A 24955-nucleotide genomic window follows, 5' to 3' on the forward strand; every position below is an offset into this window, starting at 1 on the left:
AGAGCTGATGTGTTGCAATTAAATAAGTGAAAGGAAGTCAGCGGTTTGAATAATTATGAATCTTCTTGTTTCAAATGAGAGTTACTTGTTGTTTTCCATCCAGAACACACTAAAAAATCAAGTCGCCATCGTGATACGACCTTGTCGTCGGGTTGACGCAGTAACTTTTTGTTTCGCAGACAGGGTACACAAGTGGCGACAGCGACCTGACGCCAGCGGGATTTTTAAACAGACTTGTTGAATCGGCATCCATGAAAGCCGGATGTTGCAACGTGGCGCCGAGTGAACTCGGCAGTCAGGGGGGGCGGAAAAGTCACTGGCCGCGTGCGGTATATATGTCTTGAAGCGAAGGCAAACGAGGCAATACGTTTAACGTAACTGGAGGAGAGCGATTCTCCAGGCTGCGTGTAACACGGCGGGCTGATTCAGTGAGAATGAGCCCGCCAGCGTTTCAGTGGCTACTAAGCAAGGACGCCGCGCCGGCACCGCCAAACAAACCGGCACTGATTCGGTTAAACCAGCTCTGGCCTTTACCACTGCGCAGATAACGGGCAGCGCCATGGGCACCCAGTCCGTAGGCCAGCTTGCAGAGTAGATCGAGCACTGTCCAGGTTGCGATCATCACCAGCAACTGCGCAAGGAACGGTTGTTCGGCGTTGAGGAACTGCGGCAGGAATGCGGCGAAGAACAGGATGTCTTTCGGGTTGCTTGCGCCCAGCACAAAAGCGCGGCCGAACAGCGTGCGGAAACGTGGCACCGGCGCTGCTTGTGGTACTTCGGCGCCGACCGAGGGCTGACGCGATTGCTGCCAGCTCTGCCAGGCGAGGTAGAACAGGTACAGGGCACCAACGATCTTCAGGGCGCTGAAGAGTTTTTCCGACGCGAGCAACAATGCACCAAGTCCCAGGGCCGAGGCGCTGAGCAGGCAGATTGAAGCGCTGACGCCGCCGAGAAATGCCGGATACGAGCGGCGCAACCCATAGTTCAGACTGTTGCTGATCATCAACAACGACAGTGGCCCCGGAATCAGGATCACCACCAGCGCAGCGCCGCTGAACAGCAGCCAGGTTTCCAGACTCATCACTTTCCTCCTTTTTTTGTTGTACTCAAGAATGTGCAAAAGCCCCACCGGTCAGGGTGAGGCTGTGTTGAAGCTTGAACCGCGTGACGCTTACAAGAAGATGAACTTGGCGATGAAGATCGCGCAGAGCACCCACAGGCTCACGGAAATTTCCTTGTACTTGCCGGTACTGGCCTTCAACGCCACGTAGGTGATGAAGCCCAGCGCGATGCCATCGGCGACCGAGAAGGTCAGTGGCATCATGATCGCAGTGACGATGGCCGGAATGGCGTCAGTGGCTTCATCCCATTCGATGTGGGCCATGCCGCCCATCATCAGCATCGCTACATAGATCAGTGCACCGGCGGTGGCGTAAGCGGGAATCATGCCGGCCAGCGGTGCGAAAAACATCGCTGCTATAAATAGCACACCTACGGTAACTGCGGTAAGACCAGTCCGACCACCAGCGGCCACACCGGCGGCACTTTCTACGTAACTTGTGACGGGCGGGACACCGACCACGGCGCCGAAGACGCTGGAAGCACTGTCGGCTTTCATCGCGCGGGAGAGGTTTTCGATACGGCCGTCGGCGTTCACCAGATTGGCGCGCTGGGCAACGCCCATCAACGTGCCGGCGGTGTCGAACATGTGCACAAAGAGGAAAGCCAGTACGACGCTGATCATGCTGACGTTGAACACGCCGGCCACGTTCATCGCCATGAAGGTCGGCGCCAGGCTCGGCGGGGTCGACATGATGCCTTCATAGTGAACGATGCCCAGGCCCCAGCCGGCCAGGGTCACGGTGATGATGCTGATGAGGATCGCACCGAACACGCGGTGGTAGCTGAGGATCGCAATCATCAGGAAGCAGATGGCCGCAAGCAGTGGGCCGGGTTCGCGCAGGGAGCCGAGTTTGATCAGGGTCGCTGGACTGTCGACGACGATCCCGGCGGTTTTCAGACCGATCAGACCGAGGAACAGACCAACACCGGCACCCATTGCAAAGCGCAGACTGACCGGAATGCTGTTGAGCAGCCACTCACGAATCCGCGAGAAGGTCAGGATCATGAACAACACACCGGAGACAAATACCGCACCCAGCGCGGTTTCCCAGTTGTAGCCCATGGTGCCGACCACGGTGTAGGTGAAGAAGGCGTTGAGGCCCATGCCCGGTGCCAGGCCCACCGGCCAGTTGGCGTACAGGCCCATCAACAGGCAGCCCAATGCCGCGGCGATACAGGTGGCGACGAAGGCTGCACCGTGATCGATCCCGGCATCGGCCATGATGTTCGGGTTGACGAAGATGATGTAAGCCATGGTGATGAAGGTTGTCAGACCGGCAATCAGCTCGGTCTTCACCGTGGTGCCATGCAAGCTGAGTTTAAACAGACGTTCCAGCAAGCCACTGCGTAATGGCGGCGAGAGGTCCAGCGTCGATGCTTCGGATTTGCGGCTTTCCACAGCGAGTACTCCTCAAGAGTTTTATTGTTATTTCCAGGGCCGGACCCATGAGGGGTGGCAGCGGCCCTTTGAGGCTTACGCGAATTTGTTGACCATGCGGTCAGGAACTCGCACGCTGTGGATTATGCTTTTGTGTACAAATAAAGCAAATATTGTTTTTGGTTTTGTTTACGAAAGTTCCGTCAATAGGGATATATCGCCTGTGCCGGCCCCTGCGCGAGCAAGCTCGCTCCCCCATTGGAATGCGTCCCCCTGTGGGAACGAGCCTGCTCGCGAAGAGGTATTCCCATTCAATCGAGAGCCGTCTGAGTTTTCCCCAATGCCAGATTCACCGCCAACCATCCATTCACCGCCGCTTCCCCGGCCTCGGCAAATACCCGCTCCAGCAACTTCACCTGCTCACGGCGCAACGCCTGCTCGAACTTCGCGCCTTCCGCTGTCAACTCCAGCAGGCGCTTACGCTTGTCAGTCTCCGAGGCGACGCTGTCCACCAGATGCATTTCCTGCAACTGCCGCAGCGGCATGTTCAGCGCTTGCTTGCTCACACCGAGCAAGGCCAGCAGCTCTTTCACGCTCAAATTCGGATAACGCGCGATGAAAAACACAATGCGCTGATGCACCCGCGACAAGCCACGGCGTTCCAGCATTTCATCAGCTTTGGCGGTGAACGCCTGGTAGCCGAAGAAAAACGCTTCCATGGCCTGTTGTTGGCTTGCAGGGTTTTTAAGGTCAAGCATGTTGACGTACTCGCTCAGGCTGTCGTAATTTCAGTCAACCAGTTTGACTCATTTTTCGCATCCCTTGCTACCGGTGACCGCCATGGCTTTTTCCGAACGTGTCTCGCGCCTTAAAAGTTCTTTGATCCGTGAAATCCTCGCCGCCGCCCAGCGTCCGGAGGTGATGTCGTTCGCCGGTGGCTTGCCGGCCGAAGCCATGCTGCCGAAAGTCCAGTGGGCGGACATGCCGCTGGCGCTCGGCCAATACGGCATGAGCGAAGGCGAGCCGGCGTTGCGCGAAGCGTTGGCGGCGGAGGCGAGGGCGCTGGGCTTGGAGTGCGAGGCCAGTCAGGTGCTGGTGGTCAGCGGCTCCCAGCAGACCCTCGATCTGGCGGCCAAGCTGTACATCGACAAAGGCACGGAAATTCTGCTCGAAGCGCCGACCTATCTGGCCGCGTTGCAAATCTTCCAACTGTTCGGCGCCGATTGCCTGACCGTGCAGCAAGAGTCTGATGGGCCGAACCTGGCGCAACTGCGCGAGCGTCTGGAGCAGCATCGTCCGGCGTTCATCTATCTGATTCCAACATTCCAGAACCCGTCCGCCGTGCGCTATAGCGAGGCCAAGCGTGCTGCCGTCGCCGCATTGCTCGATGAATTCGGCGTCACCCTGATCGAAGATGAACCCTATCGTGAACTGACTTTCGATGGCGGTAGCGCCAAACCGATTGCCGGGCGCCTGAAGAAGGCGAGTTGGATTTACACCGGCACCGTGTCGAAAACCCTGCTGCCTGGTTTGCGTGTTGGCTACCTGATTGCCAGTCCCGATCTGTTCCCGCATCTGCTCAAGCTCAAGCAATCGGCAGATTTGCACACCAACCGCATCGGTCAGTGGCAGGCGCTGCAATGGATCGGCACTGAGAAATATCAGCAGCACTTGAGCGAATTGCGTGGCTTCTATCGGCAGCGGCGCGATGCTTTCCAAGCAGCGCTGGAAATGCACTTTTCTGATCTGGCGCATTGGAACATGCCGCAGGGCGGGCTGTTTTTCTGGCTGAAACTGAAGCAACCGCTGGACACGCGAACGTTGCTCAATGAGGCGTTGGCCAATGACGTGGCGTTCATGCCGGGGGAGCCGTTCTTTCCGGAGCCGGATAACCATCATGGGCATTTGCGCTTGAATTTCAGCCATATCGATCCGGCGCGGCTGGATGAAGGTTTGAAGCGACTGGCGGCGGTGGTACGTCGGGCGCAGCTAGAGAAAGCGGCCTGAAAACAAATAAACCGGCTCAAGGGCCGGTTTATTTTTGACTGGGATTTGCGGTGGCTGAGAGGGCCTCATCGCTGGCAAGCCAGCTCCCACAGTGATCTGTGGCGTTCACAAAACCTGTGGGAGCTGGCTTGCCAGCGATGAGGCCATCAGCATCACCACATAATCTCAGACAGCAGCAAAGCGCTTGTCCAGATAATCAATAATCACCTTGGATTCATACATCCAGGTGGTCTGGCCATTCTCTTCAATCCGCAGGCAAGGCACCTTGATCCGGCCGCCCTGATCCAGCAGCGTCTGACGATCCTGCTCATTGTTTTTCACATCCTTCAGCGCCACCGGCACATTCAGGCGACGCAGCGTGCGGCGGGTTTTCACGCAGAACGGGCAAGCATGGAACTGATACAGGGTCAGGCCTTTCGCGGCGGCGTTGACCTGTGCCTGAGTTTCGGCAGGACGCTGTTTCTTGCCCGGGCGGGTGATGAAGTCGATGAAGATAACCAGTTGGCCGAGGCCGACACGAAGCGCTTTGACGAACACGTTTAAAGCCTCACGGTGCAAATTGAGAAGGCGCGCAGCTTACCCGATTTTTCACGGACGAAAAAAAACCGGCGATGAGTGCCGGTTTTCTTCGTGGCGCAAATTACTTGATGAGGCTGAGGAATTCGCTGCGGGTCGCGGCGTTTTCACGGAACTCACCGAGCATGACCGAAGTGATCATCGACGAATTCTGCTTCTCGACACCGCGCATCATCATGCACATGTGCTTGGCCTCGATCACCACGGCCACACCCAACGCGCCAGTCACTTGCTGGACAGCATCGGCGATCTGACGGCTGAGATTCTCCTGAATCTGCAGGCGGCGAGCGTACATGTCGACGATCCGCGCGACCTTCGACAGGCCCAGCACTTTGCCGCTCGGGATGTAGGCGACGTGTGCCTTGCCGATGAACGGCAGCAGGTGGTGTTCGCACAACGAGTACAACTCGATGTCCTTGACCAGCACCATTTCGCTGTTGTCGGAGCTGAACAGGGCACCGTTGGTGACCTCTTCGAGCGTCTGTTCATAACCGCGGCAGAGGTACTGCATGGCTTTGGCGGCACGCTTTGGCGTGTCGAGCAGGCCCTCGCGGGACACGTCCTCGCCCAATTGGCCGAGAATCGCGGTGTAATTCTGTTCCAGGGACATGAAACTACCTGTGGGGATTTTCGCAAAGGGCAAGGGTACGGTGGCGGACACAACCCTGCAAGTTCGGTGTAACGGGATTATTCGTCGCGGCCTTCCATCATGGTGCGTTTGAGCATCACATAAACCGCGCCGGCACCGCCGTGTCTGGCTTGGCACGAGCAGAAACCCAGCACTTGGGCATGCTGGCGCAACCAGGTGTTGACGTGGCTTTTGATCATTGGTCGCTTGCCGTCCAGGCGTACAGCCTTGCCGTGGGTAACGCGCACGCAGCGAATTTCGAACTTGGTCGCTTCGGCAAGAAAAGCCCACAAGGTCTCGCGTGCCTTTTCCACGCTCATGCCATGCAGGTCGAGACTGCCTTCGAACGGGATCTGCCCGACCTTGAGCTTGCGCATCTGACTTTCCTGCACGCCGTCACGAGACCACATCAATTCGTCTTCCGGGCCGACATCAATCACAAACTGATCGGACAACCCATCGACGGTCGCGGTATCGGTGCGCACGGTGGCGGACTGGCGCAGCTTGGCGATCTGAGCGCGGTCAGCCTTGGGTTTACCGGTGTCGGCGCGATCGTGCTTGATCGGCTTGACGCCTTGGATCGCACTTTTGAACAGGGAAAAATCGTCGTCTTGCATGTCAGCCTCCGCGAAGGGCGGCCAGTTTACCCAAGTCGAAACAAAACGGCCCGGCAAAAAGCCAGGCCGGTGAGTCAGTCGTGTTTTTTCATCAGGTGCGGGGACATGTTCAGTTCCCGCGATTGCCGTGCGCGGCGGCGGCAGCGACGCCACAGGGCGACACCGAAATACAGAAACAGCAAACCGACTGCCAGAATGATCGCCGAGCCCATCGGCGTAGCGTTCAAGTCACCGAGTGCCGGTGGGCGCCCGAGCAGGCTGGCCGCTCCGGCCATCGCCAGCAGCACGCCGAACGTGGCCAGAATGGCCGCGATCGCCGCGCCAAATCGAAAACGCCAGTTGCTTTGGCCTTTGGGCCGCAAGCGGCGTGCGTCAAATCCATCGGATAACTTCATTCCGACCTTCCTCAATGGGTATCGGCCCTTCGACCGGGAGTTGACCGGGTTGTTCCTGAGGCTATGGCATTTGCGGCAAATGAGAGGAATTTGCGGATGAGCGGCGTGCTGAGCCGCTCATCAAAGCAGATCAGATCAGGTCTTGAGTCAACGCGAGGGTGGCAAAGTTGTCCGCCATGATCGCCATTTCAGCTTCCTGCACCACGGCGGCGCTGAGCACGCGGCCCTTGAACGGCAAGTCGCGGGTCGCGCAGGCGTCTTCCACCAGGGTGCAGCGGAACCCCAGGTTTTTTGCTGCACGCACGGTGGTGCTGACGCTGGAATGGCTCATGAAACCGCAGACGATCAAGTCCAGCGAGCCAAGGTTTTGCAGACGGTCCAGCAACTCGGTGCCATGGAACGCGCTCGGCAGCAGTTTGCCGATAATGGTTTCATCACCTTGTGGCTCGAGGCCCGGGATGAATTCGCCGCGTTCACCCTGCGGGTCGAACAGGCCTCCGACGGTGCCGAGATGACGCACGTGCACGATCGGCCGACCGGCTGCACGGGCTGCGGCAACCACTTGTTTGATGTTCGCGACGGCCGCGTCCATGCCGCTCAGGGCCAGCGGGCCACTGAGATATTCTTTCTGGGCATCGATGATGACCACGGTGGCATGGCTCAGTGTGGCCGCTGCGTAACCGCGACCGCTGAGTTGAAACATCGTTTTTGGAACGGACATTCTGGGGCTCCTTGGGGTGGGGCTTTTGCGACATTGTCCTCTGGCGGAGCGGTTCTGTGAATCGCTACCATCGTAGGCACCGTCGTTATTGGCCTGCAGCCTTGTCAAGTTACACGTTCTGTTCAATAGCTGATGCAAAAAACAGAAAACTCCTACCGTCGTCGCGATGTTTTTCCTGCGTCGTCGTCAGGCGTTTTGGCTGGTAGAATTGCCAGTCGTTTTTTCTGGAGTTCTGCCCCGTGATCACTTCCCGACTTCGTACCCTGCGCGACCACATCCGTTGGGCCGTCAGCCGCTTCCATGGGGAGGATCTGTTTTTCGGCCATGGCACCGACAATGCCTGGGACGAAGCCCGGCAACTCGTGCTCGGTGCATTGCACCTGCCATGGGAAATCGCCGACAGCTACCTCGATTGCGCGCTGGAAGACGATGAGTTGGTCAATCTGCAACGCCTGCTCAAGCGTCGTATCGAGGAACGCATTCCGACCGCTTACCTGTTGGGCGAGGCGTGGTTCTGCGGTATGTCGTTCATTGTTGACGAGCGCGTGTTGATCCCGCGTTCACCGATTGGCGAACTGATCGAAAATCACTTTGCGCCGTGGATCGGCACCGAGCCGGCGCGGATTCTCGACCTGTGCACCGGTTCCGGTTGCATCGGCATTGCCTGCGCCTACGAGTTCCAGAACGCCGAAGTGGTGCTGGCCGATTTGTCCTTCGAGGCGTTGGAAGTGGCCAACCAGAACATCGAGCGCCATGGCGTCGATGAGCGTGTGTACACCGTGCAGGGCGATGGTTTCGATGGTTTGCCGGGGCAGCGTTTCGACTTGATCGTGTCGAATCCGCCTTACGTGGATGCAGAAGATTTCGCAGATATGCCGGATGAGTATCAGCATGAACCGGAGCTGGGTCTGGCCTGTGGCGATGATGGTCTGAATCTGGTTCGACGCATGCTCGCCGAAGCGGCGGATCACCTGACCGAGAAGGGCTTGTTGATTGTCGAGGTGGGTAACAGCCAGGTGCACGTTGACGCGCTGTACCCGGAAGTCGATTTCGCCTGGCTCGAATTCGAGCGCGGCGGGCATGGCGTGTTCATGCTGACGGCGGAGCAGTGCCGCGATCATCAGGCGCTGTTCGCCTCCCGCGTCTGACCCGTTAAAAGCAAAAGATCGCAGCCTTTGGCAGCTCCTACAGGGATTACCGCATTCCAGTGTAGGAGCTGCCGAAGGCTGCGATCTTTTGATCTACCGGTGCGTGGCAATCCAGATCAGCAACCCCGCCTGAAACACCGCAAACGCCACCAGACACGTGATGGTGAAACGCAAACCAGCGTCTTCACGCTTGAACTTGCTGACTTTCTCTTCCTGCTTCTTCAGCTTCACTTCCTGCTCGGCCAGATTCTGTTCGGCCTGCTGAAGCATCTGCGCCGCCTCGAGAATCTCGACGATCTGTAGCTTTTCGCTGTTCCAGTCACCGAGCAGATCACCTACCAACACATCCTTGACGCTGCCCTTCAAGTGCTGGGCATCGGCGTACACCACATCAAAACCATGCACCCGCAGGAAATGATCGCGACGCAGGCGCGTGTCTTCATTCAGCGCGTCCTTGTTGTTCAAGTCCATGCCATCGACGGTGTAGGCGGGCCAGCGTTTTTTCGCCCAGTTGATGCCTTGTGCGGCCATGAAACGGCCGATGCCACGGTTCAACGGTTCGATTTGCAAGCCGCTGTCCGGGCCAAAGCTGACGCGCTTGGTGGTGTGATCGACCCACACATCGAGATGATTCTGCTCTTTGCGAACGCGTTGACTCGGCAGCTTGATTGCCATGCGCATCAGGCTTTTTTCTTTGCTGTTGCGCTCGGCGTAACCGAATTCGACGAAGCGCAACGGCCGCCCGCCGGTGTTGCGGTCGGTTTGCAACGGGGCCAGGCGGAGCATCTTGTGGTGCTCGACATGGACATCCGCCCACGGCAGCTCGGCCGCTGGCGGTGCGTCTTTTTCAGCGGTGGTGTCGGGTGAAGTCTGGGTATCAGTCATAACGGCGAGATCCTGTCCAAGCCCTGCTTGTCGCCAGCGGTTGCGCTGGCGACAAAGGCTTATCGGCCGTTTCTGTCAGGACTAGAGGGCAAACAACGGTTAACGGGTGCGAAGTCCGTCAATAAACTCGATGATTTTGCTGCCCAGTTCTGCGGCCAGCGGCAAATTCGGGTCCTTGTACGAGGCCAATTGCCGCTTCATGTCGTTGTGCACGATGCGCATGACGTGGTTCATGCCTTCGATGACCACCAGTTCGGCGTCGGGTTTAGCGGCTTTCAGCGCCTGCGCATCGCCAACGCCGACCTGCATGTCATTGCTACCCTGAACAATCAGTGCCGGCATTTTCAATTGCGCGAAGGCTTTCGCCGGATCCTGACGGAACAGTGAAATCAGATACGGCTGCACGCTCGGGCGGAAAATCACCTGCAACGGCTGCGGCACATTGTCGTCGGTGTGACCGGCCTTGAGGCTGTCGAGCAGTTCGTTACTGCGCAGCATCAGCGGTGGCGGCAGGCTGCGGGCCAATTGCTCGCGGATCACCTGATCGACCGGTCGGGCGCTGCCGGACAGGGAAATCACCGCCGCCGCATCGACTTTCGGCGCGGCGAGGCTGGCTATCAGCGCGCCCTCACTGTGGCCCAGCAGGATCAGCTTGCCGAAACGTGGATCGGCCTTGAGCTTTTGCCCCCACGCCACCGCATCTGCTGCATAGGCCTCCACCGACAAATTGCGCTCATCCGGGGTCGCCGCCAGGCTCGCCGCAACACCGCGCTTGTCGTAACGCACGCTGGCGATGTTGTGTTTGGCCAGCACCCACGCCAGGCGCTTCAAACTGTCATTACGCCCGCCGTCGGGGTTGTTTCCGTCGCGATCCGTAGGACCCGAGCCAGAAATGATCAGGACAACCGGCACCGGACTGTCGGATTTTGGCAGCAACAGCGAACCGAAAAGCTCACCGGTGCCGGTATCCAAAGTTACCGGGCGTTGTAGGACCGTCGCTTGGGCAAAGCCCGTAAAGAGGGTAAGACTCAAGATCAAAACTCGCAGCATCATCACGCCATCATTCGCCAAGGTGCCGGTTGGACTCGCCAGCACCACTAAGGTTCGAGGATGAACTACTCGGTTAGCCTGCGTATACTGGCGCGCATCACGAATTTGGGTTTGATTTCACGGAGCGTCCTGCATGTCCGGCAATACCTACGGCAAGTTGTTCACTGTCACCACCGCTGGCGAAAGCCATGGTCCGGCGTTGGTCGCCATTGTCGACGGCTGCCCGCCGGGCCTGGAGATCTCCCTCGAAGACCTGCAGCGCGACCTCGATCGCCGCAAGCCGGGCACCAGCCGCCACACCACCCAGCGCCAGGAAGCCGACGAAGTCGAAATCCTCTCTGGCGTGTTCGAAGGGCGCACCACCGGTTGCTCGATCGGCCTGCTGATTCGCAACACCGACCAGAAGTCCAAGGACTACTCGGCGATCAAGGATCTGTTTCGCCCGGCCCACGCTGACTACACCTACCACCACAAATACGGTGAGCGCGACTACCGTGGCGGTGGCCGCAGTTCGGCGCGCGAAACCGCGATGCGCGTGGCGGCCGGTGCGATCGCCAAGAAATATCTGGCAACTCAGGGCATCGTCATTCGTGGCTACATGAGCCAGCTCGGCCCGATCGAAATCCCGTTCAAGACCTGGGACTCGGTGGAGGAGAACGCGTTCTTCAGCCCGGATCCGGACAAGGTTCCGGAACTGGAAGCCTACATGGACCAGTTGCGTCGCGATCAGGACTCGGTCGGGGCGAAAATCACCGTGGTCGCCGAAGGCGTGATGCCGGGTCTGGGCGAGCCGATCTTCGACCGTCTCGACGCCGAACTGGCCCATGCGCTGATGAGCATCAACGCGGTGAAAGGCGTGGAAATCGGCGCCGGGTTTGCCTCGGTTGCCCAGCGTGGCACCGAGCACCGCGATGAAATGACCCCGGAAGGTTTCCTCAGCAACAACGCGGGCGGCATCCTCGGCGGTATCTCGTCCGGTCAGCCGATTGTTGCCCATTTGGCGCTGAAGCCAACATCGAGCATCACCACTCCGGGCCGTTCGATCGACATCCACGGCAATCCGGTCGACGTGATCACCAAGGGCCGTCACGATCCGTGCGTCGGCATCCGCGCCACGCCGATCGCCGAAGCGATGATGGCGATCGTGCTGATGGACCACTTGCTGCGTCATCGTGGGCAGAACGCCGATGTGCGCGTGAGCACGCCGGTGCTGGGTCAGCTTTGATGGCAGGCCTTGAAGCCGTCGCGGCATAACCGTGGCGGCGCTCCCTTACTGGCGGCTGTCCAGTTTCTATCTGTTCTATTTCGCCTTGCTCGGTTCGACGGCGCCGTTTCTGGCGCTGTATTTCGATCACCTCGGCTTCAGTCCGGCGCGAATCGGTGAACTGGTTGCCATCCCGATGCTGATGCGCTGCGTGGCGCCGAACATCTGGGGCTGGCTCGGTGATTACACCGGTAGACGCCTGGCCATCGTGCGCTTTGGCGCAGTGTGTACGCTGCTGACGTTCTCGTTGATTTTTGTCAGCAAGACCTACGCCTGGCTGGCGATGGTCATGGCGCTGCACGCATTCTTCTGGCACGCGGTGCTGCCGCAGTTCGAAGTCATCACGCTGGCGCATTTGCAGGGCCAGACCTCGCGTTACAGCCAGATCCGCCTGTGGGGCTCGATCGGTTTCATCATCACCGTGGTTGCGTTGGGCCGGCTGTTCGAATGGCTGAGCCTCGATATCTACCCGGCGGCGCTGGTGCTGATCATGGCCGGCATCGTCCTCAGCAGTCTGTGGGTGCCGAACGCGCAACCACCGCAAGGCAATCGGCCGCACGGCGAGGGGTTTCTCAAACAGCTGCGCAATCCCGGCGTGCTGGCGTTTTACGCTTGTGTCGCGCTGATGCAGATGAGCCACGGCCCGTATTACACCTTTCTGACCTTGCACCTTGAGCGCCTCGGCTACACACGCGGCACCATCGGCATGCTCTGGGCCGTGGGTGTCGTCGCCGAAGTGCTGATGTTCATGGCGATGAGCCGGATTCTCGCGCGGTTTTCCCTGCGCCGCGTATTGATGGCGAGTTTTCTGCTGGCGGCGCTGCGCTGGTTGCTGCTAGGTTCGTTCGCCGAGTTTCTGTGGGTGCTGTTATTCGCGCAGGTGCTGCACGCAGCGACCTTCGGCAGTTTTCACGCCGCTGCCATCGCCTTCGTGCAACGTAGCTTCGGCGCGCGCCAGCAAGGGCAGGGCCAGGCGTTGTACGCAGCACTGGCCGGTACCGGCGGTGCGCTCGGCGCGTTGTATTCCGGTTACAGCTGGAATGCCCTCGGCGCGACATTGACCTTTAGTATTGCCAGTCTCGCGGCGCTCGCTGCTGCCGTTATCATTGCCACACGTATGCAAGAGGACAGGCCATGAGCCTTACGCGTGAACAACTCGCCCAGCAAATCGTCGATGCCGGGCGCTTTCTCTATGGTCGCGGCTGGTCGCCGGCCACCAGCAGCAACTACTCGACGCGCCTGTCGCCGAGCGAAGCGCTGCTGACAGTGTCGGGCAAGCACAAAGGCCAGTTGGGTCTGGACGATGTGCTCGCCACCGATCTGTCGGGCAACAGCCTGGAACCGGGCAAAAAGCCCTCTGCCGAAACCTTGCTGCACACCCAACTCTACAGCTGGCGACCAGAGATCGGCGCGGTGCTGCACACCCATTCGGTGAACGCCACGGTGTTGTCGCGCCTGACGCCGGACGAATTTATCGAGTTCGAAGATTACGAACTGCAAAAAGCCTTCAGCGGCATCTCGACCCACGAATCGCGAGTGCGCGTGCCGATTTTCGACAACGATCAGGACATTGCGCGCCTCGCCGCCAAGGTGCAGCCTTGGCTCGACGCCCATCCTGATTGCGTCGGTTATCTGATTCGCGGTCACGGCCTCTACACCTGGGGCGCGCAGATGAGCGACGCGCTGCGGCAGATCGAGGCCTTTGAATTTCTGTTTGAATGCGAGTTGAAAACCCGCAGCGTCATGAACCGCCAAGGCTGACTTCACCAGAAGTAGCCCATTTGCCTGATGAAATGCTGTGCCCGACCGGTCTGCAAGAACCGGACGGCAAGGCCGATACCGAGGAATTGCCCCAATGAGCAGCCTGTCCGTCTATCACGTTTCCAGCCCCGATATTCCCAACAAAGTGCTGACCCACTTTGAAGACATCGCCTCGACCCTGGCCGAGCAGGGCGTACGCTTTGACCGCTGGCAAGCGGCGGCGAAGATCCAGCCGGGCGCGACCCAGGAAGAAGTGATCAGCGCCTATAAAGAGCAGATCGACAAACTGATGACCGAGCGCGGTTACATCATCGTCGACGTCATCAGCCTGAACAGCGATCACCCGCAAAAAGCCGAACTGCGCGCCAAGTTCCTCGAAGAACACCGCCATGGCGAAGACGAAGTCAGATTTTTCGTCGCGGGTCGTGGGTTGTTTACCCTGCACATCGACGATTACGTCTACGCGGTTCTCTGTGAGAAGAATGACCTGATCTCGGTGCCGGCCGGCACCAAACACTGGTTCGACATGGGCGAGCATCCGCACTTCGTGGCGATTCGCCTGTTCAACAACCCTGAAGGCTGGGTTGCCAACTTCACCGGCGAAGACATCGCCGGTCGTTTCCCGCGTCTGGAGGACTGATTCGATGTCGATCAAAGCCATTGTCACTGACATCGAAGGCACCACCAGCGCAGTGAGTTTCGTGTTTGACGTGCTGTTTCCGTACGCGGCCAAACATTTGCCGGAATTCGTGCGCCAGAACGCCGAACGCGCCGATGTTGCCGAGCAACTCGACGCCGTGCGCCGTGACAGCAATGCGCCGCAGGCCGATGTTGAACGGGTTGTTGAAATTCTCTTGAGCTGGATCGAGGAGGATCGCAAAGCCACGCCGCTCAAGGCTTTGCAAGGCATGGTCTGGGCCCAGGGTTATCACGCCGGGCAGTTGAAGGGGCATGTTTACCCGGATGCGGTTGACGCACTGCAACGCTGGCATGCGGCGGGCTATCAACTGTTTGTGTATTCGTCGGGTTCGATTCAGGCGCAGAAGCTGATTTTCGGCTGCTCGGAGGCGGGGGATTTGACGCCGCTGTTCAGTGGTTATTTCGACACGACGTCCGGGCCTAAGCGTGAAGCGCAGTCGTACACCAATATCCAGAAAGCCATTGGCGTCGAACCCGAAGAAATCCTGTTCCTCTCGGATATCGTCGAAGAGCTCGACGCCGCGCAAGCAGCCGGCCTGCAAACCTGCGGCCTCGCCCGTGAAGGCGGCGAGCTGGGCAGCCACATCACCGTCGACACTTTCACCGGCATAGAACCCGAAGCTTTCTAACCCACACAATCCCTGTAGGAACTGCGGAACGCTGCGATCTTTTGATCCTGATCTTCAAAAACAAGATCAAAAGATCGCAGCGTTCCGCAGCTCCTACAAAGAGTTAGAGATCGCAGTAAAGATCGCGCACAAAAAAACAGGCCGTGAAGCGAAAGCTCCACGGCCTGTCTTGTTTAAAGCGCTTTAAAAATTACAGCGAATGATAGGTCGGCAGGGCAAAACGCTGCTGGCTCTGCAGCATGGCAATTTGCGGCAGCTCACTGGCTTGTTCCGCCAGGTCACGACGAATGGCACTGATCGCCCACGACAGTTGGTCACCGGCATGCAGTTGCTGGTAAGTCAGTGCACGTTTAAACACTTTGCCGTCGCTGCTGCGCAGGGTCAGCAGGATCCCGCCATCGGGACGTGGCGCAGTGGTGACGTCGAAGTTGGAGAACAGGGAGGTAAATTTTTCTTGGATCAGGCTCATGTCTTTCAGCTCCGTATGCACTTGAATGGCAAGCATGCAGAGGAGGTTGCAGCGATTGTGCCAGCATTTGAAAATAATAAATTCCTTGTAAATCAATGAGTTAAAAAATATGAAAATTCCAGGCGTCGTGCAAACTGCATGAATGGCCATCGTGCATCCTGCATTTTGCGGGATCGTTGTCGAAACAACGGAACCAATCGCTTACCCGATGATCACCGCAGCCGTCGGCCGATCAGCAGATACAAAACATTGCAAAAACCGCGTGTACAGCGCGAGAAGCGCTGACGTATTTTCGATCTCGACCCGCGCTCGAATGTGCCGGTTGCTGCAAGCCAAAGCCCGAAAAATAAAAACATCGACCTGCACGCCAAGGTCGGACGGGGAGCATCCATGAGTCACGCGCCAAGCGACACGATTACCTGGGGCATGATGCTCCGAAAATTGCCGATGATCGCCAAGGCCATCCCACGGGTGGTCAAAGGCATGAAGGTGGCCAACGTCACGGATCCGACCCAAAGCTGTGGCCTTGGCTGGACGTTCGAGCAAGCGACGCTGCGCAACCCAGAGGGGCCGGCGTTATTGCAGGGCGATGTGCGGCTGAGCTATGCGCAGGTCAACCAGTGGGCCAACCGCATCGCTCACTATCTGAACGGGCAAGGCATCGGCAAGGGCGACGTGGTCGCGGTGTTCATCGAAAACCGCCCGGAACTGCTGGTAACCATTCTGGCGCTGGCCAAGGTCGGTGCGGTCAGCGCGCTGCTCAATACCTCACAGACTCGCGACACACTGATCCACAGTGTGAATCTGGTGGCACCGGTGGCGATTGTCGTTGGCGATGAACTGGTTCCAGCTTATGCGGCCATTCGCGATCAAGTGACGATCGCCGCGCCTCGTACCTGGTTCGTGGCAGATCAAGACACTTACAGCCATCCGGGCATTGCGCCCGAGGGCTACGTCAACCTGATCAGCGCCAGTGCCGATGCCTCCAGCGAGAATCCACCGAGCAGCCAGCAGATCTTCTTTGACGACCCGTGTTTCTACATTTACACCTCGGGCACGACCGGCCTGCCCAAGGCCGGGGTGTTCAAGCATGGGCGCTGGATGCGCAGCTCCGCCAGTTTCGGCATGATCGCCCTCAACATGGGCCCCGACGACGTCGTCTATTGCACCTTGCCGCTGTACCACGCCACCGGTCTCTGCGTGTGCTGGGGCTCGGCGGTCAATGGCGCCTCGGGTTTCGCGATCCGCCGCAAGTTCAGCGCCAGCCAGTTCTGGAACGATGTGCGCCGTTATCGCGCGACCACGATCGGCTATGTCGGCGAGTTGTGCCGTTATCTGGTCGATCAACCGGCGAGCGCCGATGACAGTCGTCACGATGTGCGCAAGATGATCGGCAACGGCTTGCGCCCGGGTGCCTGGGCTGAGTTCAAAACGCGTTTCGGCGTCGAGCACATCTGTGAGCTGTACGCGGCGAGCGACGGCAACATCGGGTTCACCAACATTCTCAACTTCGACAATACCATCGGTTTCTCGCTGATGGCCTGGGAGTTGGTCGCCTACGACCATGAAAGCGGCGAGCCGCTGCGCAGCGCCGACGGTTTCATGCGCAAGGTTGGCAAGGGCGAGCAGGGCTTGCTGCTGGCGCGGATCGACGAAAAGGCGCCGCTGGACGGTTACACCGATCCGCAAAAAACCGCCAAGGTTGTCCTTCACGACGTGTTTAGCAAAGGCGATCGGTTTTTCAACACTGGCGATTTGTTGCGCAACATCGGTTTCGGCCACGCACAATTTGTTGATCGGCTCGGTGATACCTACCGCTGGAAGGGCGAAAACGTTTCGACCACCGAAGTCGAAAACCTTCTGCTGCAACACCGGCAGATTTCCGAGGCGGTGGCCTATGGCGTGGAGATCCGCAACACCAACGGCCGCGCCGGCATGGCGGCGATCACGCCGGCGGAATCCCTCGCGACCCTGGATTTCGCCGAGTTGCTGACCTTTGCCCGGGAGCGCATGCCGGCCTACGCCGTACCGTTGTTTCTGCGAGTGAAGGTAAAAATGGAAACCACCGGCACGTTCAAATACCAGAAAACCCGATTGAAAAATGAAGGCTTCGACCCGGGCCAGGCGGGCGATGACCCGATTTACGCTTGGCTGCCTGGCACGCAGACTTATATTCGAGTTACCCATGAGGTGTTGGCGGAAATCCATCAGGGCAAGCATCGTTATTGAATCTGGCTATGGCACGACTTGAGAAAAAGGGGGTGACAGCCAGCGCCTCGCTCGGGAAACTGTCGACTTTCCGATAGACCGAAAGTGGAGTTGCCCATGTCCGACCAAAGCCGCCAGATGACCCCTGAAGAAGCTGCCGAATTCACCGAGCAGGTTTTCAACAAGGCGCGCGACGGTGATGCCGAGATGCTTGATCGCCTGGTCACGGCCGGTTTGCCGGTGAACCTGAAGAACAGCAAGGGCGACACGTTGTTGATGTTGGCCAGCTATTACGGCCATGTCGATGCAGTGCAAGTGCTGCTTAAACACAAGGCCGATCCGGAAATGCGCAATGGCAACGGCCAGAGCCCTATTGCCGGTGCGGCGTTCAAGGGCGATCTGGCGGTGGTCAAGGCGTTGGTCGAGGCGGGCGCCGAGATCGAAGGCTCGTCGTTTGATGGTCGTACGGCGCTGATGATGGCGGCGATGTTCAATCGTGTGGAAATTGTTGATTACCTGATCAGCAAAGGCGCAAATCCGCAAGCCAAGGATGCCAATGGCGTCACGGCGCTGGATGCGGCCCGCACGATGGGCGCGGTTGATACCACCGCGCAGCTGGAAAAACTGTTGGGTTGATTAGATCAAAAGATCGCAGCCTGCGGCAGTTCCTACGATGATGCGTTCGCCGTCTGTTTCGCGGACGATGCTGAGTCGGTAGGGAACTGCCGAAGGCTGCGATCTTTTGCTTTGTGCGCTATCCTCCGCGCCCTCAAATTTCACCTTCTACAGGATCCGCCCTCATGAAAGCCGCACTCGTCGAACTCATCAGCAAAATCAGCTCCGGCTGCATGGGCGAGGACGAGATCCTGAAAGTGGCCGATGAAGCCGCGCAAGCCTACGCCGATGCCGGTGCTTTTCTGACCGCCAACCCGGACATCAACTATGACGACACCTTCCCGATCCCGTTGGGTGAGTGGGTCGTCGTCGGCAGCCTGCCGGAAACCGTGCTGTTCCAGGCTGACACCTACGTTGACCTGTTCGCGCAGATCGTCGCCTCGTTCGGTCCGGGTGTGGATTTCAACCTCAAGCCCAAGCAACTGGCCAAGACCGAAGCGCTGGTCGCACTCAACCGCATCCAGGTGCAGATGAGCAGCATGAACAAGGAAAACGGCGGCTACACGCTGATGAACTTCAGCCAGTTGCTCGACGACGAACTGCAAATGGTGCTGGTCTTCGGCAACGACGTGCCACGGGTGCTAGAACTGTGCGCCGAAGTCGGCATCGCCGCCGCGCCATCGCTCGAAGCGTTGAAGATCGCCGTTCACGTCTGAGTGCAATAAAAGGGAACCCTGCGCGCGACCGTCTATCCTAAAAGTGCATGCCACTATTCTGGAGCGACACCATGGGTTCCACGTTCAACGGTCTGATTGGCCTGATCATCCTTGCCCTCGACATCTGGGCCATCATCAACGTGTTGAAAAGCGGCGCGACCACCGGGATGAAAATCGTCTGGGTGCTGCTGATCATCCTCCTGCCAGTGCTGGGCCTGATCATCTGGGCAATCGCCGGACCACGCGGCAACGTGCGGATCTAGCCACAAACTTCGTGAGCATCCCAAAACCTGTGGGAGCTGGCTTGCCAGCGATAGGATCACTGCGGTGTCACTGATGAACCGAGTTGACCCTATCGCTGGCAAGCCAGCTCCCACAAGGATTGTGGTGGGCCGATGAAGTGAGGTTCGACCTGTCATCTTCGGCAACGTAGAATGCGCGCCTTTCCCGGGCAATCGTCCCCACGATTGACGCCCGCGCATTCATCGGAGCACTTGACCATGACCGTTACCCAAACCAGCGAGTACCTGGAAACCCTCTACGAAGGCTACGGCCAGCGTTTTCGCATGGAAAAGCTGCTGCACGAAGTGCGCACCGAACACCAGCACCTGGTGATCTTCCAGAACCCGCGCATGGGCCGTGTCATGGCACTGGACGGCGTGATTCAGACCACCGAAGCCGACGAATTCATCTACCACGAAATGCTCACTCACGTGCCGATCCTCGCCCACGGTAGCGCCAAGCGTGTGCTGATCATCGGCGGCGGTGACGGCGGTATGCTGCGCGAAGTGACCAAGCACGCCGGTGTCGAGCACATCACCATGGTCGAGATCGACGGCACCGTGGTCGACATGTGCAAAGAGTTCCTGCCGAACCACTCCAGCGGCGCCTACGACGATCCACGTCTGAACCTGGTGATCGACGACGGCATGCGTTTCGTCGCCACCACCACGGAAAAATTCGACGTAATCATCTCCGACTCCACCGATCCGATCGGCCCGGGTGAAGTGCTGTTCTCGGAAAACTTCTATCAGGCCTGCCATCGTTGCCTGAACGAGGGCGGCATCCTCGTGACCCAGAACGGCACGCCGTTCATGCAGATCGACGAAGTGAAAACCACCGCCGGTCGCCTGAACAGCTTGTTCCCGGACTGGCACTTCTACCAGGCGGCCGTACCGACCTACATCGGTGGCTCGATGACTTTCGCCTGGGGCTCGACCAACCCGGCTTACCGCAAGCTGAGCCGTGAAACCCTGCAACAGCGCTTCATTGGCAGCGGTATCGTCACCCGCTACTACAACCCGGAAATCCACATCGGCGCGTTCGCCTTGCCGCAGTACGTGCTGCAGGCGATCAACAAGCCAAGCAACGACTGAATAATCGCTGCAAGTCTTTGTAGGAGTGAGCCTGCTCGCGATTACGGTTTGTCTACCAACATCAGCGTTGGATGAGAAATCGCTATCGCGAGCAGGCTCACTCCTACAGTAAATGTCGTTTTTTTCATCTTTGTCCGCTGTAATCCTTTTGAACCAACTTTCGGCGCATACAGTCGAGATAGGTGTAAGCCCATTTGCGGGTTTGATCGAGGAGGCACCGATGCAAAAGTGGAAAGTCACTTTCGTGGACGATCATGGTGAAATTGTCGATGAGGTGTTCGAGCGCGCGGAATGCCCCAGTGACGATGAGGCCGCTCGATTGATCAAGGCACGGCTTCTGCCCGTCGCCGCCGAACTGGACCTGAACGATCTGGAAGGGCGTACCGCCGATGCTGGCGTGAAAAGTCTGAAAACCCAGAACAGCATTGAAATCCGCAGCATCACTCCCATCTGACATTCTTCCTGTCACCTTTCACACCAGGCCTTGGCAGCAGCTCTAACTTGGGGCTACTCTGCAAGCGAGATCAGCGAACGGATCGCTAAGGTCTGGTCTTGTCAGCTACATGCTTGTTCCCGCGTGCAACCACGTTGCCGTAGTACTTTGGCCAAAGGCCCGGGGCGGGAATACGGAAAGTCTATCCATCTATGCGAGGGGGACGATTCATGAGCACAGCCTATCAAGAAGACATCAGCAGCAATGTTCTGCGCCGCATGAAAGAAGGCGGTTTCGATTTTTCCCGATTCCATCCCATCGAGTTCTATGCCATTTTCCCGGACGAGGAGCGGGCGCGCAGGGCGGCAGGCAAATTTCGCGGTGAATCCATCAATGCCCAGGTCAGCGTGCGTGATGACGGTGCGTGGGCGCTGGAATTAAGCAAAGTGATGTACGCGACGTATGACGATATTGGCGACTTCGAGCAGGGATTCTCTGCCGTGGTTGAACCTCTGGGCGGCATTATCGAAGGCTGGGGTGTGAAACAGGAGGTGCGCAACCGCCACCGTTTGAACTGATCTCTGGTTTCATTTGTTGAACAACGGCTGACCTTCGGGTTGGCCGTTGTCATTTCCGGCGTAAGCGAAATGCTCTGGCAAAACCCTGAAACAAGAAACCGAGGCAAAAAAAAGCCACCGGAGAGGGTGGCTAAAAGGGAAGACCGATAAGGAGAGGAAACCGGTCAGGGTTACAGCGGGGCGGGCTGCCGGGGCAAGCCCAATCAGTTGAGCTGGGCGCTTCGTGACGTTGTAGTCGGCGAAGTTTTGCAGCGAATGCGCGGATTATCCGCAGGCAGCGCCGGGCAGTGAAATCAACTCTGACTATGCTGGTGATAGGCGATGCAGTGCGTCGCAATGAAGCGGGGGCAATCCGGTTGGGGCAATTGCCGCACAGGAATGGTGCGGTGCCTGCGGCGTGTATTTCCAACCGATTGAAATCAAAGCGTTTATGCCGATGGCACGGGCCTTGCGAAGGCCTGTATGTCCGGGTGACAAGGAGTACGGCATGATCCGCACCTATTTTGATGAGATGTACGATGCCGGCGGCCAGGTTCGCCCGCATTATCGGGAGTTCGCCCGCTGGCTGGCCGATACGCCAGACGAACTGCTGGCCCAGCGGCGACGCGAGGCCGATCTGCTGTTCCATCGCGCCGGCATCACGTTCACGCTCTATGGCGACGAGCAGGGCACTGAGCGCCTGATTCCTTTCGACACCATCCCGCGCAGCATCCCTGCCAGTGAGTGGCGGATCGTCGAGCGCGGCTGCATCCAGCGGGTCAAGGCGTTGAACATGTTCCTCGCCGACCTCTATCACGAGCAGCGCATCATCAAGGCCGGGATCATTCCCGCCGAACAGGTGCTGGCCAACGAGCAATACCAGTTGGCGATGCAAGGCCTGGATCTGCACCGCGATATCTATTCGCACATCTCCGGCGTCGATCTGGTGCGCGACGGCGACGGCACCTATTACGTGCTCGAAGACAACCTGCGTACGCCGAGCGGCGTCAGCTACATGCTCGAAGACCGCAAGATGATGATGCGCCTGTTCCCGGAGCTGTTCGCCGCCCAGCGCATCGCACCGATCGATCATTACCCGAACCTGTTGCTCGACACCCTTAAAAGCTCCAGCCCGATTGATGACCCAAGCGTGGTGGTGCTGACACCGGGGCGCTTCAACAGTGCATTCTTCGAGCACGCGTTTCTCGCGCGGGAAATGGGCGTTGAACTGGTCGAGGGTGCGGACCTGTTTGTGCGTGACGACAAGGTCTTCATGCGCACCACCGACGGCCCGAAAGCGGTGGACGTGATTTATCGCCGCCTCGACGACGCGTTCCTCGATCCGCTGGCGTTCAATCCCGACTCGATGCTCGGCGTGCCGGGGCTGCTGTCGTCCTATCGCTCTGGCAACGTGGTGCTGGCCAACGCCATCGGCACCGGTGTGGCGGACGACAAATCGGTATACCCGTTTGTCACCGACATGATCCGTTTCTACCTCGATGAAGAGCCGATCCTGAAGAACGTGCCGACCTGGCAGTGCCGCAACCCGTCTGAACTTTCCCATGTGCTGGCCAATCTTCCAGATCTGGTGGTCAAGGAAACTCAGGGGTCCGGCGGGTACGGGATGTTGGTGGGGCCGGCATCGACGAAAGCGGAAATCGATGCCTTCCGCGAACGCATCAAGGCCAAGCCCCATGCGTATATCGCGCAACCGACGCTGTCGCTGTCGACCTGTCCGACCTTTGTCGAAAACGGCATTGCGCCGCGCCATATCGACTTGCGCCCGTTTGTCTTGTCCGGGCGCGAAACCCGCGTGGTGCCCGGTGGTTTGACCCGTGTGGCACTGCGTGAAGGCTCCCTGGTGGTGAATTCCTCCCAGGGCGGCGGTACCAAGGACACCTGGGTGGTCGAGGATTGAAGGAAGCTTGCCATGTTAAGTAGAACTGCCTCGGATCTGTATTGGATGTCGCGTTACCTGGAGCGGGCGGAAAACCTCGCACGGATGCTCGACATCAGTTATTCGCTGTCGCTGATGCCGCAGGACGGTCGCGGTGATGGTCTGCACGAATTGGCCATGCCGCTGCTGATTACCGGCACCCTCGACGATTACCTGGAGCGTCACGGCGCGTTGCATGCCGAACGGCTGCTGCACTTCTTCGCCCTCGATGCGGCCAATCCGGCGAGCATCTACAGTTGCCTCGGTGCGGCGCGAGCCAGTGCACACGCGGTTCGCGGACGCATCACGGCGGACATGTGGGAGAACATCAATGCGACGTGGCTGGAGATTCGCGGAATCGCCGAACAGGGTCTCAGTCGCTATGGCATGAGCCGTTTCTGCGAGTGGATCAAGGAACGTTCGCACCTGTTCCGTGGTGCGTCGTACGGCACAATCATGCGCAACGATGCGTTTCGTTTTATTCGTCTCGGGACGTTTATCGAGCGTGCGGACAACACCTTGCGACTGCTCGATGCCCGTTACGAAATGGCTGGCGATCAGGCCGAAGCGGTCAGCGACGGCACGGCCCACGCCTATTACCAGTGGAGTGCCTTGCTGCGTGCCTTGTCGTCATTCGAGGCCTACACCGAAATCTACCGCGATGCGCCGGGCGCCAGACATGTCGCCGAGTTGCTGCTGTTGCGTGCCGACGTACCGCGTTCACTGCGTGCCTGCACCGAAGAGATCGATCAGATCCTCGCGCAACTGCCCGGCGCCAATGGCCGTCCGGCTCAACGTCTGGCGGCAGAGATGGATGCGCGCCTGCGCTACACCGGCATCAACGAAATTCTCGAGGAAGGCCTGCACGCCTGGCTGACCGAATTCATCCCGCTGGTGCGCCAGTTGGGTAACGCCATTCACAGTTCCTACCTGGAGGCTGCATGAGACTTTCCATTAGCCACGAGACCACCTATCACTACGAAGATCAGGTGCGGGCGAGCATCCAGTACCTGCGACTGACCCCCCACGACAGCGAGCGTCAGCACGTGTTGAGCTGGCAACTCGATCTGCCGCGCCCGGTGCGCGCGCAGCTCGATCCGTTCGGCAATATTCTGCACGTGCTGACCATGGACGAGCCGCACGAAGCGATCATCATCGGCGCGCGCGGGCAGGTCGATATCGATGAGCTGCGCGAGGCGGAGCATGAGAGCCAGTCGGCGTTGCCGTTTCTGCGTTTTACCCGGTTGACCGAGGCGGACGAGGCCTTGCGCGCGTTTGCCGAAAAGTCCTGCAAGCAACGGCGCGATCGCACGGCGCTGATTGATTTGATGCACGGTTTGAATCAGCACATGACCTACACGCCCGGTTCGACCGAAGTAGACACCAGCGCGGCGGAAGCTTTCGCCGGGCGTGCCGGGGTTTGTCAGGATCACGCTCACGCATTTTTGGCCTGCGCGCGCAGTCTCGGGATTCCGTCGCGTTATGTGTCGGGGTATCTGTACAGCGAGGATTGCGAGCATCTGGCCAGCCATGCCTGGGCGGAAGCATGGCTGGATGACGCCTGGTACAGCTTTGACGTGACCAATGAGCTGGCGCGGCCGGAACGGCATTTGAAGCTGGCGGTGGGCCTGGATTATCTGGATGCCTGCCCGGTACGCGGCATGCGCCGTGGCGGTGGGTGTGAGCAGATGCATGCGAAGGTGTTCGTCTCGCCAACGCCGATCATCTCCGTCCAGCAACAGTAACGGGCTCACACAAAACCCTT

The 24955-nt window shown here is 58.8% G+C and carries 28 protein-coding genes; 17 read left to right on the forward strand and 11 right to left on the reverse strand.

Going from position 1 to position 24955, the window contains the following annotated elements; translation table 11 throughout:
• Positions 1 to 451: 451 nt before the first annotated feature.
• The 3 genes from AC3IUF_RS09160 to AC3IUF_RS09170 all read right to left on the reverse strand — a co-directional run bounded on the left by AC3IUF_RS09160 (position 452) and on the right by AC3IUF_RS09170 (position 3258).
• A complete protein-coding gene (locus AC3IUF_RS09160) occupies positions 452 to 1081 on the reverse strand; it encodes a LysE family translocator (RefSeq protein WP_007914001.1) in 630 nt (209 codons plus the stop codon).
• Positions 1082 to 1171: 90 nt separating this feature from the next.
• Positions 1172 to 2521, reverse strand: a complete 1350-nt coding sequence (locus AC3IUF_RS09165) for an NCS2 family permease (protein WP_489280903.1) — start codon at positions 2519 to 2521, stop codon at positions 1172 to 1174.
• Between the two features lie 290 nt (positions 2522 to 2811).
• Entirely contained in the window at positions 2812 to 3258 is a 447-nt protein-coding gene (locus AC3IUF_RS09170; protein ID WP_095114346.1) for a MarR family winged helix-turn-helix transcriptional regulator, read from the reverse strand.
• A gap of 82 nt (positions 3259 to 3340) precedes the next feature.
• Between AC3IUF_RS09170 and AC3IUF_RS09175 the strand changes: the two genes are divergently transcribed.
• On the forward strand, positions 3341 to 4507 hold the full coding sequence (locus AC3IUF_RS09175) for an aminotransferase-like domain-containing protein (protein ID WP_489280904.1): 1167 nt from the start codon (positions 3341 to 3343) through the stop codon (positions 4505 to 4507).
• A gap of 165 nt (positions 4508 to 4672) precedes the next feature.
• On the opposite strand, the gene AC3IUF_RS09180 is transcribed toward AC3IUF_RS09175, so the two are convergent.
• The 5 genes from AC3IUF_RS09180 to AC3IUF_RS09200 all read right to left on the reverse strand — a co-directional run bounded on the left by AC3IUF_RS09180 (position 4673) and on the right by AC3IUF_RS09200 (position 7444).
• Positions 4673 to 5044, reverse strand: coding sequence for a glutaredoxin family protein (locus AC3IUF_RS09180; protein ID WP_489280905.1), 372 nt, complete (start codon positions 5042 to 5044; stop codon positions 4673 to 4675).
• A 103-nt stretch (positions 5045 to 5147) separates the two neighbouring features.
• Positions 5148 to 5693, reverse strand: coding sequence for a GTP cyclohydrolase I FolE (gene folE / locus AC3IUF_RS09185; RefSeq protein ID WP_003204506.1), 546 nt, complete (start codon positions 5691 to 5693; stop codon positions 5148 to 5150).
• 77 nt (positions 5694 to 5770) lie between these two features.
• Entirely contained in the window at positions 5771 to 6328 is a 558-nt protein-coding gene (locus tag AC3IUF_RS09190; RefSeq protein ID WP_007914022.1) for a Smr/MutS family protein, read from the reverse strand.
• Between the two features lie 74 nt (positions 6329 to 6402).
• The gene (locus tag AC3IUF_RS09195) at positions 6403 to 6723 is read right to left on the reverse strand and encodes a hypothetical protein (protein WP_007914024.1); all 321 of its coding nucleotides are present in this window, start codon (positions 6721 to 6723) and stop codon (positions 6403 to 6405) included.
• Positions 6724 to 6853: 130 nt separating this feature from the next.
• Positions 6854 to 7444, reverse strand: coding sequence for a cysteine hydrolase family protein (locus AC3IUF_RS09200; RefSeq protein WP_007914026.1), 591 nt, complete (start codon positions 7442 to 7444; stop codon positions 6854 to 6856).
• 239 nt (positions 7445 to 7683) lie between these two features.
• Here AC3IUF_RS09200 and prmB point away from each other — a divergent pair, with 239 nt between their 5' ends.
• Positions 7684 to 8592, forward strand: a complete 909-nt coding sequence (gene prmB / locus AC3IUF_RS09205; protein ID WP_007914027.1) for a 50S ribosomal protein L3 N(5)-glutamine methyltransferase — start codon at positions 7684 to 7686, stop codon at positions 8590 to 8592.
• A 93-nt stretch (positions 8593 to 8685) separates the two neighbouring features.
• Here the strand turns inward: prmB and AC3IUF_RS09210 are convergent, their stop codons facing one another.
• Positions 8686 to 9477 (reverse strand): hypothetical protein, encoded by a 792-nt coding sequence (locus AC3IUF_RS09210; RefSeq protein WP_007914033.1) that lies wholly within the window; start codon positions 9475 to 9477, stop codon positions 8686 to 8688.
• A 99-nt stretch (positions 9478 to 9576) separates the two neighbouring features.
• Positions 9577 to 10530, reverse strand: coding sequence for an alpha/beta hydrolase (locus AC3IUF_RS09215; RefSeq protein ID WP_042704995.1), 954 nt, complete (start codon positions 10528 to 10530; stop codon positions 9577 to 9579).
• A 130-nt stretch (positions 10531 to 10660) separates the two neighbouring features.
• Between AC3IUF_RS09215 and aroC the strand changes: the two genes are divergently transcribed.
• The 5 genes from aroC to mtnC all read left to right on the forward strand — a co-directional run bounded on the left by aroC (position 10661) and on the right by mtnC (position 14880).
• Positions 10661 to 11752: a chorismate synthase gene (aroC, locus tag AC3IUF_RS09220; protein ID WP_007914036.1), complete on the forward strand. Its 1092-nt coding sequence runs from the start codon at positions 10661 to 10663 to the stop codon at positions 11750 to 11752.
• 31 nt (positions 11753 to 11783) lie between these two features.
• Complete coding sequence (locus tag AC3IUF_RS09225) at positions 11784 to 12929, forward strand: MFS transporter (RefSeq protein WP_007914038.1); 1146 nt, start codon at positions 11784 to 11786, stop codon at positions 12927 to 12929.
• Positions 12926 to 13552 (forward strand): methylthioribulose 1-phosphate dehydratase, encoded by a 627-nt coding sequence (locus AC3IUF_RS09230; RefSeq protein ID WP_007914040.1) that lies wholly within the window; start codon positions 12926 to 12928, stop codon positions 13550 to 13552. The genes AC3IUF_RS09225 and AC3IUF_RS09230 overlap by 4 nt, the downstream gene beginning before the upstream one ends.
• Before the next feature lie 94 nt (positions 13553 to 13646).
• Entirely contained in the window at positions 13647 to 14192 is a 546-nt protein-coding gene (locus AC3IUF_RS09235; protein WP_489280906.1) for a 1,2-dihydroxy-3-keto-5-methylthiopentene dioxygenase, read from the forward strand.
• A 4-nt stretch (positions 14193 to 14196) separates the two neighbouring features.
• Positions 14197 to 14880 (forward strand): acireductone synthase, encoded by a 684-nt coding sequence (mtnC, locus tag AC3IUF_RS09240; protein ID WP_414916957.1) that lies wholly within the window; start codon positions 14197 to 14199, stop codon positions 14878 to 14880.
• Positions 14881 to 15070: 190 nt separating this feature from the next.
• Here mtnC and AC3IUF_RS09245 read toward each other — a convergent pair whose 3' ends face one another.
• Positions 15071 to 15349: a DUF3509 domain-containing protein gene (locus AC3IUF_RS09245; RefSeq protein WP_008080936.1), complete on the reverse strand. Its 279-nt coding sequence runs from the start codon at positions 15347 to 15349 to the stop codon at positions 15071 to 15073.
• 390 nt (positions 15350 to 15739) lie between these two features.
• Between AC3IUF_RS09245 and AC3IUF_RS09250 the strand changes: the two genes are divergently transcribed.
• From AC3IUF_RS09250 to AC3IUF_RS09295, 10 genes are all read left to right on the forward strand, one after another.
• Entirely contained in the window at positions 15740 to 17578 is a 1839-nt protein-coding gene (locus AC3IUF_RS09250; RefSeq protein ID WP_489280907.1) for a long-chain-acyl-CoA synthetase, read from the forward strand.
• A 96-nt stretch (positions 17579 to 17674) separates the two neighbouring features.
• On the forward strand, positions 17675 to 18193 hold the full coding sequence (locus AC3IUF_RS09255; RefSeq protein ID WP_123374706.1) for an ankyrin repeat domain-containing protein: 519 nt from the start codon (positions 17675 to 17677) through the stop codon (positions 18191 to 18193).
• Between the two features lie 164 nt (positions 18194 to 18357).
• Positions 18358 to 18888 carry a hypothetical protein gene (locus tag AC3IUF_RS09260; protein ID WP_007914051.1) on the forward strand — a complete coding sequence of 177 codons (531 nt, stop codon included), beginning with the start codon at positions 18358 to 18360 and terminating at the stop codon, positions 18886 to 18888.
• 71 nt (positions 18889 to 18959) lie between these two features.
• Positions 18960 to 19151, forward strand: coding sequence for a PLDc N-terminal domain-containing protein (locus AC3IUF_RS09265; protein WP_007914053.1), 192 nt, complete (start codon positions 18960 to 18962; stop codon positions 19149 to 19151).
• Between the two features lie 237 nt (positions 19152 to 19388).
• Positions 19389 to 20264: a polyamine aminopropyltransferase gene (gene speE / locus AC3IUF_RS09270; RefSeq protein WP_007914055.1), complete on the forward strand. Its 876-nt coding sequence runs from the start codon at positions 19389 to 19391 to the stop codon at positions 20262 to 20264.
• A gap of 220 nt (positions 20265 to 20484) precedes the next feature.
• Positions 20485 to 20718 (forward strand): hypothetical protein, encoded by a 234-nt coding sequence (locus tag AC3IUF_RS09275; RefSeq protein WP_007914057.1) that lies wholly within the window; start codon positions 20485 to 20487, stop codon positions 20716 to 20718.
• Between the two features lie 209 nt (positions 20719 to 20927).
• Positions 20928 to 21275: a ribonuclease E inhibitor RraB gene (locus AC3IUF_RS09280; RefSeq protein ID WP_007914059.1), complete on the forward strand. Its 348-nt coding sequence runs from the start codon at positions 20928 to 20930 to the stop codon at positions 21273 to 21275.
• Between the two features lie 487 nt (positions 21276 to 21762).
• Positions 21763 to 23172 (forward strand): circularly permuted type 2 ATP-grasp protein, encoded by a 1410-nt coding sequence (locus tag AC3IUF_RS09285; protein ID WP_007914061.1) that lies wholly within the window; start codon positions 21763 to 21765, stop codon positions 23170 to 23172.
• A gap of 12 nt (positions 23173 to 23184) precedes the next feature.
• Positions 23185 to 24135 (forward strand): alpha-E domain-containing protein, encoded by a 951-nt coding sequence (locus tag AC3IUF_RS09290; RefSeq protein ID WP_007914063.1) that lies wholly within the window; start codon positions 23185 to 23187, stop codon positions 24133 to 24135.
• Positions 24132 to 24935 carry a transglutaminase family protein gene (locus tag AC3IUF_RS09295; RefSeq protein ID WP_007914065.1) on the forward strand — a complete coding sequence of 268 codons (804 nt, stop codon included), beginning with the start codon at positions 24132 to 24134 and terminating at the stop codon, positions 24933 to 24935. The genes AC3IUF_RS09290 and AC3IUF_RS09295 overlap by 4 nt, the downstream gene beginning before the upstream one ends.
• Positions 24936 to 24955: the final 20 nt, after the last annotated feature.

It is taken from the genome of Pseudomonas sp. KH_040 (assembly GCF_057839305.1).